At 70.5% G+C, this 10,709-nt stretch carries 6 protein-coding genes and 4 pseudogenes; 3 read left to right on the top strand and 7 right to left on the bottom strand.

Annotated elements, in window-relative coordinates:
* Positions 1-601 precede the first annotated feature (601 nt).
* Positions 602-1,489, bottom strand: coding sequence for a nucleotide sugar dehydrogenase (locus tag ACFWB8_RS35400; RefSeq protein ID WP_385236893.1), 888 nt, complete (start codon positions 1,487-1,489; stop codon positions 602-604).
* A gap of 146 nt (positions 1,490-1,635) precedes the next feature.
* Here ACFWB8_RS35400 and ACFWB8_RS35395 point away from each other — a divergent pair.
* Positions 1,636-1,869 (top strand): annotated as a pseudogene (locus ACFWB8_RS35395) (transposase); the annotation flags it as partial.
* Here the strand turns inward: ACFWB8_RS35395 and ACFWB8_RS35390 are convergent.
* A complete protein-coding gene (locus ACFWB8_RS35390; RefSeq protein WP_385236896.1) occupies positions 1,863-2,522 on the bottom strand; it encodes a hypothetical protein in 660 nt (219 codons plus the stop codon). The pseudogene ACFWB8_RS35395 and the gene ACFWB8_RS35390 overlap by 7 nt on opposite strands.
* Positions 2,523-2,701: 179 nt before the next feature.
* Positions 2,702-3,811 carry a C40 family peptidase gene (locus ACFWB8_RS35385; protein WP_385236890.1) on the bottom strand — a complete coding sequence of 370 codons (1,110 nt, stop codon included), beginning with the start codon at positions 3,809-3,811 and terminating at the stop codon, positions 2,702-2,704.
* Positions 3,812-4,278: 467 nt separating this feature from the next.
* Here ACFWB8_RS35385 and ACFWB8_RS35380 point away from each other — a divergent pair.
* Positions 4,279-4,479: pseudogene (locus tag ACFWB8_RS35380) on the top strand (transglycosylase family protein); the annotation flags it as partial.
* A 282-nt stretch (positions 4,480-4,761) separates the two neighbouring features.
* On the opposite strand, the gene ACFWB8_RS35375 reads toward ACFWB8_RS35380, so the two are convergent.
* The 4 genes and pseudogenes from ACFWB8_RS35375 to ACFWB8_RS35360 all read right to left on the bottom strand — a co-directional run.
* The gene (locus ACFWB8_RS35375) at positions 4,762-5,988 is read right to left on the bottom strand and encodes an aromatic amino acid transaminase (protein WP_385236887.1); all 1,227 of its coding nucleotides are present in this window, start codon (positions 5,986-5,988) and stop codon (positions 4,762-4,764) included.
* Positions 5,989-6,184: 196 nt separating this feature from the next.
* A complete protein-coding gene (locus ACFWB8_RS35370) occupies positions 6,185-6,766 on the bottom strand; it encodes a hypothetical protein (RefSeq protein ID WP_385236884.1) in 582 nt (193 codons plus the stop codon).
* Between the two features lie 65 nt (positions 6,767-6,831).
* Positions 6,832-9,480, bottom strand: coding sequence for a SpoIIE family protein phosphatase (locus ACFWB8_RS35365; protein ID WP_385236881.1), 2,649 nt, complete (start codon positions 9,478-9,480; stop codon positions 6,832-6,834).
* Between the two features lie 234 nt (positions 9,481-9,714).
* Positions 9,715-10,140: pseudogene (locus ACFWB8_RS35360) on the bottom strand (DNA-binding response regulator); the annotation flags it as partial.
* On the opposite strand from ACFWB8_RS35360, the pseudogene ACFWB8_RS35355 reads away from it, so the two are divergent.
* Positions 10,136-10,632: pseudogene (locus ACFWB8_RS35355) on the top strand (transposase); the annotation flags it as partial. The pseudogenes ACFWB8_RS35360 and ACFWB8_RS35355 overlap by 5 nt on opposite strands.
* Positions 10,633-10,709: the final 77 nt, after the last annotated feature.

Raw genomic sequence — 10,709 nt, 5'->3', positions numbered from 1 at the left:
ACCGACATCTCGTCCCAGCGAACATTCCGACCGACCAGCCCGGACGCCCCGAGAACGTTGGTTGACATCCATAGGGGCATCAAGCTCGCCGACCGTTACCGCGCCGGAGTCGTCCTGGCCTCGCTGATCCTCTGGCTCCGCGAACCCGTCCGTGATCATTTGTCAGACACTGCCTAGGAGCTCCACGGACACATCGGGGGCCGGTTGACCCGCCCGGGTTCCCCGGGCGTGGACATGGTAGGGGACGCAACGGCGGCCTCGGCCGGGCGTCGACCCCGCAGGATGTGGGCGGGTTGTCGGGGGCGCTCGGAAGGCCGGTGCCCCGCCCGTCCCGGTGCCCCGCCCTCTTCGGGGCACCCGGTCCCGGTACTCCGCCAAGGGCTCGATGTAGTGGGCCCGGCCGGTCGTCAGAAGGGCGGCTCGTTGGAGTAGCCGCCCTGCGACGCACCCCGCCCGCCCAGTAACCGCCTTTCCGAGGAAGCAGGCCGAGACGGAACTGCGCCTGCTCGCGGGGCTCGGCCTGGTATGCCTCAGGTTCGAATCCTGCCGCGCCTGCGCGAACAGCAGAGCGGCCAGATCCTCATGGGACCTGGCCGCTCGCTCATGGGCCTATAAGGTCCGCTGCTCTTGCATGGGCCGCTTCTACTTCTCGGGTCGTCCGAGCTGGTGAACGGTCCAGCCGGCCATGCGCCAGGGGCTCCGGGTCGAGGGTGGTGCGGCAGTCGACGAGCAGGGGGCTGGCCGCGCGGTCCGCCAGGTCCTTGGGGTCCGCCTGCTGGTATTCGGGCCATTCGGTGGCCAGGACGACGAGGTCGGCTCCGTCGACGGATGCGGCCAGGTCGTCGGTGTAGTCCAGTTCCGGGATGCGGGTCATGGCGGTGGCCATGGCCTGCGGGTCGTGAACGGTGACCGTCGCGCCGGTCTGCTGGAGGGCGTGGGCGAGTGCGAGGGCCGGGCTTTCCCTGACGTCGTTGGTGCCGGGCTTGAACGCGGCGCCCCACACGGTGATTTTGGCGTTCTTGACAGCGCGGTCGCCCAGGGCGTTGCGGATGAGGTCCATGGCGACGTCGGTGCGGCTCTCGTTGATCTTCTCTGCGGCGCGCAGGAGGGTGGCGGCCTGTTCGGCGCCGAGCTGACGGGCGGAGGCGGTGAAGGCGCGGACGTCCTTGGGGAGGCAGCCGCCGCCGTAGCCGATGCCCGGCCGCATGCCGCCGCTGCCGATCCGCGGGTCGATGCCGAGGATCTCCACGATCTGGGAGATGTCGCCGCCCGCCGCGTCGCACATGTCGGCGACGGCGTTGATGTAGGAGATCTTCAGGCCGAGGAAGGTGTTCGCCTTGAAGCACGCCCGGTACATGTCCGACAGCTCCGCCACCTTGTCCTCGGTATCGAGGAACATTTCCGCGAGCAGCGGATCCCGGCCCGGCGCGAGGACGAACGTGAAGCCCTTGCGCAGCTGCTCGTCCTCGATCTCGTTGACGTGGTACATCTCGTGGAGCCGGTGCAGCGGCGGGATCCCGGCTTCGTAGGAGACACCGCAGCCGACCTCGACCTGGAACGGCAGGAAGTCGGTGAGCTGCGCCAGGTTGTCGGCGTAAACCGGGTGTCCGGGGGTGTCCTTGACCCGGACACCGTTGGATCAACGCCTACCACCTGCCGCCCTACGCACCCGACTTCAACCCGGTGGAAAGCATCTGGTCGACCCTCCGCCGAACCAGCCAGGCCAACACCGCCTTCACCGATCTCGAGCACCTCATTCGACGGCTGCGACACGGGCTCCGCCAGATCCAGTACCGCAGCGACATCATCGACGGATGCCTCACCGGGACCGGAATCACACTGCCGACACCACGCCTACAACCTCAGTAGAGGACGAACCGGCGGTGTTCCGGATCCGGATCGTGTCGGTGTGCGGTCACCGCCGAGAACGTCTCCGGATTGCAGCGACGGGTCAGGCCCCCCACGACGGACTGCCAGCCGGCATGGTCCCACTCGTCCTGCGCGAGGGCTCTGGCCATCAGCTCGTCCACGGGCGTCAGGATGCCGAAGGCCCACTCCAGCTCCGTGAGGATCGCACCGTGCCCGTCGAGGACCGTGTGGCCACCGAGCGATAGACGGGGAACGAATCTGAACTGTCGGTACTCGACCAGCGTTTCGTGTATCGGGCCGAACTCGCCAGTCCTGGAGTGGAGTTCGGCCTCGGCGCCCCGTTCGTACCAGTGGCGGGCCAGCGCGAGCAGCCGCTCCCGCTCCGCCTCGGACAGGCGCCTCACCGGATCTTTCCCCAACAGGGCCAGCGTCACCGTCGGGGACCCGCCGTCGACTGCCCGCAGGAGAGGCGTCGTTCTGTCCGGCAGCGCACGGTCCGGGTCCGCGCCGCCCTCGACCAGCGCCTTCGCCACGGCGGTGTCGTGGGCGCCGACCGCCAGGCACAGCACGGGCAGCCCGTCCTCCGCGGCCGTGTCCGCAGCCGCTCCCGCCTCCAGCAGCGCGGTCACCGCCGCCGCATCTCCCCGCCGCACCGCCGCTATGAGTTCGCGCCCGGGCTCCACCGCACGCACCACCCTTCCCGATGCCGATCTGCCGAGTCGGCCCGCGACATGATGAATGCCGTCGCGCACGTCGGGAAGTACCGTGGCTGTCCTGAGGTCCGGCAGTGCGACGGGAACCGGGGCCCGGGCAGGACGGTGCTGCGCCCGTGTCAGCGGGTGAGGAAGCGGGTGGCGCCCACGTACACGCGGCCCGTGGATCCGATGGGCTCCTCCTTGACCACGTCACCGGTCCGGGGTGAATTGATCATCATCGGTTCGCCGTTCTTCGTCCCCGAGTAGATACCGACGTGGGTGACTGCGGTGCCGGTGGCGGGACGGAAGGCGACGATGTCCCCCGGCTTCAGGTCCTTCGTGTCGGTGATGCGCACCCCCACGGCCGATCCCGCAGGCGGTCGCCCGCCGCCCGCGTCGAACTGCGGCTCGGCGTCCCGGGGGATCGTCAGACCGAGGGCGGAGTAGACCTGACTGATCAGGCCGGAGCAGTCGTAGCCGAATCCGGAGGTGCCGGACCAGAGGTACGGCAGCCCCAGGAAGGCGCGTGCGGCGTTGACCACGTCCTCGCCGCTTGCGGAGCCCGGGACCTTCTTCAGGTCACCGGACCGGAAGTACGCGCGGCCACCGCTGGGGGAGTAGGCGGTGACGAGGCCGGGCAGTGGGCCGGCCTTCACGGGGAATGCGGTGTTGTACGAGTACTCGACCGCCTGCCCCGCCCCGCCGGCCGAGAGGGCGGCCTCGGCTGTGGTGAAGCCCCGTGCCGTGGGGCGTGCGACGCGTTCCTCGTGCGTACCGCTCGGTGGCCGCAGGTGATCGGAGGTCAGCTGCCGGTCGGGAATCCAGCCGGGGTAGCCGCCCCGGCCCGGCTCGTCCCTGGGAGTGGGCTGGCCGTGCACCCATACGTGGTCCCAGAGGAGGCCGCCGTGCCACATCGTCCGGTCGACGGTCACCCGCGTCCCTTGGAGTGCCTGTGTCTCCCCGGCCACGTCACGACGCTCGTCCAGGGACATGGCCGTCAACCAGCCGCGGACGTCGGCGGGATCCGCGGTCGCGGGAGCGTCCACGGGCCGTACCTGCTCGGGACTCACCCAGACCTGAGCCACCGTCACGTCGACGTAACAGGTCGGGGCGCCGTCGCACGGGTGTGTCGCGGTGGGCTGGAGGACACCGGCCGGGACAGCCGGAACAGTGGGCAGTGCGGCGGCAGGGGCAGTGAGGACGAGGAGCACCGCGGCAGCCGTCAAGGGGATCTTCGCTGAGTACATGGGACGATTCTGTCCAATACGCGCTACCGGTGAACCCGTCCAGCGGCGAAGCACGCACGCCACGCCGCTCCGCGCAGCCACCGCGCGGGCCGCCCGTACCGCCGTACCGGACGGCCCTTCCGGGTCCGCCGACGTAGAGGGCGGCGTCCACCATTGGGCGCAGGCTGAAGTCGCGGGGTACGGGCGCCAGTCGATGACGGCTCGGGACTGGGCGGTTCCCTGTCGCGACGCTGATGGAGCGTGCGTTCGGGTGGCGTCCTCCCTTCTCCGGCGGTAAGTGCCGCTGGAAGCAGTCCGGTCCGTGCTGTGCTGTGCCCACGGCAGCGAAGACAGCCGTACGCGGGCCCGCCCGCTGTTGTGGCAGGCCCGCCCCAACAGCGAAGGAGGACTGATGTCGAGCAACCGGAAGGACCGGCGAAGCCGGAGCGCGAACGCTCAACTACTTGCCACTACCGTCTTTTTTGATCGTGACTCTGCTGTACGCAACTGGGGCTCATACCGCTGCGGTCCACTCCAAACCGGACTCCAACTGGAACGCCATCGCCCAGTGCGAATCAGGCGGAAACTGGACGGCGAACACCGGCAACGGCCATTGCGGCGGGCTGCAGTTCACTCAGTCGAGCTGGAACGCGGCAGGGGGCCACACATACGCACCTCGCGCCGGCCTCGCCACGAAGACGGAGCAGATCGCGACAGCGAGAAGACTCGCCAAGATCCAGGCATGGGGGCCTGGACCTGCGCACGTCGTCACTGATGGGCTCCTCTCCGGCAGGGCGGTGTGGCCGCCCTGCCGGAGAGTCTCAACCGGACACGCCGACTGTGGGTGGTTGTTGCCGCCCGAGTCCAACCTCCCGCCGAACCGTCATGCTCAGCACGGGAGTTGTGGCTACTGCGGCACTGGCCCTTCGGGCGCGTCCGGAGCGAACTCCACCACAAGGCAGGCGGTTCACTCAGCGTGGACACGGGACACGGGATGCGGACACGGCCTCCCGGTCCTCGGCGAGGACACCGGCGATGCCCCGCGCGAGGCAGGGGATCCGGTGCGCCGGGATCCCCGCGATGTTGAACAGCCCCGAGGTGGTCCCGTAGACGGCGAACCGGCTGCGCAGCCCGTGCATTTGGTCCGGCGTGAGCGGCAGCATCGAGAACATCCCCTTCTGCCGTGCGAGGGTGTCTGCCTGCACGCCCCAGCCCAGAGAGCTCAAGTGCGCGCTCAGATCAGCCCTGTTGGCCGTGATCCGCTGCCGCATGGAATCCAGTTCGGCCCGCCAGGCGGCCCGCAGTCCGTCGTCCTTGAGGATGGCGGTCGCCACCGCTGCGCCGTGCTCCGGCGGCATCGAGTACAGGGTTCGGGCGGCGTTCTGCAGTGCCGTCTCGGCGTGCCGCAGCGAACGGCGGGAGGTGTCGAGCACCACGGCGCAGCCCGTACGGTCGCTGTAGAGGCCGAAGTTCTTCGAGCAGCTGATGGCGAGGAGCATCTCCGGAACCCGTTCCGCGAGCATCCGCGTCGCTGCCAGGTCCGCTTCCAGGCCGTCGCCGAGCCCGTGGTAGGCGAGGTCGACGAACGGAACCCAGCCGGCCCGGCCGGCGAGCTGTTCCAGCGCCTCCCAGGTTTCGGTGTCCGGATCGACTCCGGTGGGGTTGTGGCAGCAACCCTGGAGCAGTACGACGTCGTCTCGGCCGGCATCGCACAGGTCGCGCAGCATGCCCGCGGTGTCGGCCCGGGCGTGCCCGTCGATCCAGCGGTACGTACGCACCTTCAGGCCGGCGGCCTCCAGGATGGGGTGGTGGTTGACGTAGGCGGGGTCGCTGAGCCACACCGTGGTGCCCGGGCGGGTCCGGGAGATCAGATCCGCCAGCAGCCGCAGCGCGCCGCTGCCCGCGACGGTCTGGACCGCAATGGCCCGGTCGGCCGCGCCGCCGGAGCCCAGGACCAGCGACAGCATCGCGCGGTAGAAGGCGGTGTTTCCGGAGAGCCCCCGGTACTCCTTGGAGTCGGAGCGCTCCGCCAGGCGCATCTCGGCCTCGCGGACGGCGGCCATGACCGGCGCGCCGCCCGTGTGGTCGCGGTAGACGCCGAGGACGAGGTTCAGGCGTTCGGCCCGGTCATCGGCTTCGAACGCCGCGGTCAGGTCCCACAGCGGGTCCGCGGGCGGCGGGAGGAGGAGCTCAAGCATCTACGGGACCCTTGGAGTGTGGAGGGGTGTGCTGGTCGGCCTGGGGGCCGGCCATGGGGGACCGGGCCGATCGCGGCCGGGGGCGCCGGTTGGCGAGTACGACGCCCGCGGTGATGAGGGAGGGGTACGCCGATGAGCACGCTGAGCGTCGGGGACTCGTCGAGCAGGGGGACGGCGACGGGGCTGAGGCTCCCGATCACGGAGCTGCGTTCCGCACCGAGCCGGCGGATGGCGAACGCGTACAGCAGCCCGGCGCAGGGCAGACCCCGAGCCCTTGCACCAGCAGGAACAGCAGGATGTCGGATCCGGCGGCGGACGCCAGGCCGGTGGGGAGCACGCCGGTCAGGACCAGGAGGGCCACCACGGCGAAGGACGGCAGGCACAGCAGCCCGATCGATCCGACCGGGTCGAGCTCCACCTCCTTCAGGCCGACGGTGTAGAGGGCCCACAGCCCGCTGGCGACGAGGAGGACGCCGACGCCGACCAGTACGTCCGTGTCCAGCGGGACGACGTGGTGCCAGACGAGCGCGACCACGCCCACGGCGATCAGCGCGAGCCCGGCTGCCTGCGTCCCCCGGGGCGCGCCCCGGCCGACGACGACCATGAGCGCGCTGACGAAGAGCGGGACCTTTCCGGGGGTGAGCGAGCCGACGAACGCCGCCGAGGTCAGGGAGCCGCCGTACATCGCGGCGAGGAAGAACGGGACCCCCGCTCCACAGATGATCTTGGCGGCGGTGGCCGGGCGTACGGCGGCGATGCGCTGGCGACGCCACCACAACGCGGGCGCCTACGGCAGCGTCAAGCAGCCCAGGATCTACCCGGCTCCCGCGTGAGGCCGCCGGTTCACTGTTGCGCGGGGTCCGGCAGCGGCTGCTCCGACCAGATGATCTTCCCGTCGGGTGTGTAGCGGGTACCCCACCTGCGGCTGATCTGGGCCACCAGGAAGAGCCCACGGCCCCCCTCGTCCATGGTCGCGGCGTACCGCAGATGCGGTGAGGTGCTGCTGCCGTCGGATACCTCGCAGGTCAGAAGCTTGTCGTCGTTCAGCAGCCGGACGCGGACCGGTGCGCTGCCGTGCCGGATGGCGTTCGTGACGAGTTCGCTGAGTACGAGCTCCATACCGAAGGCGAGCTCGGACAAACCCCATCCCTCCAGCTTCTCCACGGCGCGGGCCCGCACGGCTGCGACGGCGCTCGGCTCGAAGGGCACCTCCCAGTCGGCGATGCGGTCCGCGCCGAGCGCCCGCGTCCGCGCGACCAGGACGGCCACGTCGTCGCGGGGGCGCACGGGCAGCAGCTCCTTCAGGATCGCCCGGCAGGTCTCGTGCGGCCCCCGGTCGGGGTGGGCGAGTGCCGAACGCAGCAACTCGAGCCCCTCGTCGATGTCCCGGCCCGGGTCCTCGATCAGGCCGTCGGTGTACAGCACCAGCTGCGAACCCTCGCTCAGGTCCAGCTCCGCCGACTCGAAGGGGAAACCGCCCAGCCCCAGCGGCGCGCCCGGGGGCAGGTCGGGAAGCTCCGTGGAGCCGTCCGGGCGCACCACGAACGGCGGCACGTGCCCCGCGCGGGCCACCGTGCACCGCTGGGTCACCGCGTCGTACACGGCGTACAGGCAGGTCGCTCCGAGCAGGCCACCGCCGTCGACACTGCCCTCCCTGCTCTGGTCGATGTACTGGACGAGGTCGTCGAGACGGGCCAGGAGCTCGTCGGGAGGCAGGTCCAGGGACGAGAAGTTGAGCACGGCCGTGCGCAGCTGGCCCATGGTGGCCGCGGCGTGCACCCCGTGACCGACGACGTCGCCCACGACCAGCGCGACCCGGCTGCCGGGGAGCGGGATCACGTCGAACCAGTCGCCGCCGACCCCGGAATGTGCCGGCAGGTAGTAGTGCGCCACCTCCACGGCGCTCTGCTCGGGCAGGTCGCGCGGCAGCAGGCTGTGCTGGAGCGCCACGGCCAGGGTGTGCTCGCGGGTGTAGCGGCGGGCGTTGTCGATGGTCACGCCGGCCCGGGCCACGAGCTCCTCGGCGAGCGAGAGGTCCTCTTCGTTGAAGGGTTCCGGTTTCCTTGAGCGCCAGAAGTTGGCCACGCCGAGTACGACGCCGCGGGCCTTGAGGGGGGCGGTGATCAGGGAGTGGATCCCGAAGTCGATGATCTCCTGAGCCCGCGGGGGGTCCTGGGCGTGCCAGCCGGGTGCGTCGGCGAGGGAGGAGACCACCTCGGCCCGCCCGCTGCTGAAGCCGCGTGCCTGCGGGGTGGAGGGCACGAAGTCGATCAGCCTGCCGCGCGGATAGAGCGGCGAGTCGTCGCGGATGCCGCTGGCCCCGGTACGGCGCAGCTCCGCATCCGCGGTGGGCTCGTCCCCGTGGAGCACGGGCTCGGCCAGGTCCACGGTCACGAAGTCCGCGAAACGCGGTACGGCGACGTCGGCGAGCTCCTGGGCGGTCCGTTCCACGTCGAGGGTGGTGCCGACGCCGACGCCGGCGTCGTACAGCAGCCTCAGTCGCCTGCGGGCCGCATCCGCCCGGGTGCTCAGGACGCGCATGTCGGTGGAGTCGCGGATGGTGACGGCCGCCCCCTCGGGTCCGCCGCCGGCCCGCGTCGGCCTCTGGTTGATCACCAGCAGCCGGTCCCCGGCCTCGAGCACCTCGTCGGTGGCCTCCCGGCCGGACAGCAGGAGGTCGGCCACGTGCCGGTCGAGGCCGGGCAGCTGCCGGATGAGTGCCCCTTCGGCATCGGGGGAAAGCCGCAGCAGCCGCTTCGCCTCGTCGTTCGCGAGCAGTAGCCTGCCCTCGCCGTCGGTGATCAGCACGCCCTCGCGGACGGCGTGCAGCACCGCGTCGTGGTGCTCGTACATCCGTGTCATCTCCAGCGGGCCGAGCCCGTGGGTCTGGCGCCGGAGCCGTCCGCTGATCAGTGCCGCGCCCGCGGTGGCCAGTGCGAGACCGGCCGCACTGACGCCGAGGATCACGGGGAGCTGCCGGTTGACCACACCGGCGACGTTCTTCACGGTGAGTCCGGCGGACACCAGTGCCACGACCCGGCCGTCGTCCGAGAAGACCGGCACCACGGCCTGGATCTCGTTGCCCAGCGGACCGGCCACGCTCTCCGTGTACACGCGGCCTGCGAGCGAGGGCGCGATCGTGCCGACGAACCGCTTGCCGATGCGGTCGGGGAGGGGGTGGGTGTACCGGATCCCCTCGGTGTCCATCACCACGATGAAGTCCACCCCGGCGGCCTTCCGCGTCGCCTCGGTGAGCGGCTGGAGCAGCGCGGAGGGATCGGGGGAACGAAGGGCCTCCTGCAGCCCGAGCGAGTGTGCGAACGTCTCGGCGACCGCCACGGACCGCGCGCGGGCCTCGCGATCGATGTCGTGGCGCGACTGGAGCACCAGGGCCAGCACAGCACCGGCGGCGAGCAGCACCACGACCGCCAGCTGGAGGACGAATACCTGCCTGGCGACGCTCCGCGGGCGATGTCTGTTCAGTGACCGCACCGACGCCCCCGGTACGGGTTGCAAGGACGGGTCACAAGTCCAGTTGTAGCACTGTCGACGGCCCGCGGTACCCCGGTCGCCGATCCCACGCCGCCGAAGAGCCGCCCGACCACCACAGTGGCGGTTCGTGGCCGCGGCCACGAACCGCTGCGAATGACACCCCCGCCGGCTGGCCCCAGTGCTCAGACCGAGCGGTACCTGAGTCGGTGGCGATCGTGCGGGCCGTGCTGCGCGTCAGCCGGTGAATCCCGGCACCACCAGACCTGATTCGTACGCGATCACCACCGCATGGGTCCGGTTCTGCGCACCGAGCTTGGTCAGCACGTTCCCGACGTGCGTCTTCACCGTCTCCAGGCTCACCATGAGCGACTGCGCGATCTCCGGGTTGGACAGGCCGGTGGCCATCAGCCTCAGCACTTCCTCCTCCCGCTCCGTCAGCGCCGCCTTCGGCAACGCCTCGGCGGAGCCCAGCGGGCGGGCGGCGACCATCCGGCGCAGGGCCGCCGGGAAGAGGATCGCCTCCCCCGCGGCCACCACGCGTACCGCCTCGGCGATCTGCCGGACCGGAAGCCGCTTGAGCACGAAGCCGCTGGCCCCCGCGCTGAGCGCCGCGGTGACGTAGCCGTCGTTCTCGAAGGTGGTGATCACCACGACCATCCCGTCCCTGGCCGCCTCGCTCGCAGCGGTTCACGACCAGCGCCGGGCACTGGAAGCCCAGATCAGCAGCCTGCTGGAGGCCCACATCTTCACCCGGTCCTGACCTCGATGCCGGGAGTCGGCGTCAGGACCGCCGCCGTCCAGCTGGTCACGGTCGGCGACGGGACCGGCTTTCCCAGTGCCGCCCACCTCGCCTCCTACGCCGGCCTCGCCCCGACGACGAAATCGTCGGGGACCTCGATCCACGGCGAACACGCGCCCAGAGGCGGAAACCGGCAGCTCAAACGCGCCATGTTCCTCTCCGCATTCGCCTGCATGAACGCCGACCCGGCATCACGCACCTGCTACGACCGGCAAAGAGCCCGCGGCAAAACCCACACACAGGCCCTCCTCAGGCTCGCCCGCCAACGCATCAGCGTCCTCTTCGCGGTGCTCCGCGACGGCACCTTCTACGGGTCAAGAACCTCCGGCGCCCGAGGGTCTATCACGAATTAGGTGTGGTTCGTCTGTTTGGCCTACGCCTTGTTTGTTGGGCTTTCTGGCCTATACCTGATTGGCGGTAAGGCGGCCGT

This window comes from Streptomyces sp. NPDC060031, assembly GCF_042736805.1.
In the GTDB taxonomy this organism is placed as follows: Bacteria; Actinomycetota; Actinomycetes; order Streptomycetales; family Streptomycetaceae; genus Streptomyces.
The sequence above is the reverse complement of the archived record's forward strand: the minus strand, read 5'-3'. Positions and strand labels throughout refer to the sequence as shown.

Bases quoted from the DNA above. Each gene is read 5' to 3' on its own strand.
- ACFWB8_RS35400 (WP_385236893.1), bottom strand. From the start codon at position 1,489: ATGTACCACGTCAACGAGATCGAGGACGAGCAGCTGCGCAAGGGCTTC.
- ACFWB8_RS35375 (WP_385236887.1), bottom strand. From the start codon at position 5,988: ATGCTTGAGCTCCTCCTCCCGCCGCCCGCGGACCCGCTGTGGGACCTG.
- ACFWB8_RS35385 (WP_385236890.1), bottom strand. From the start codon at position 3,811: ATGTACTCAGCGAAGATCCCCTTGACGGCTGCCGCGGTGCTCCTCGTC.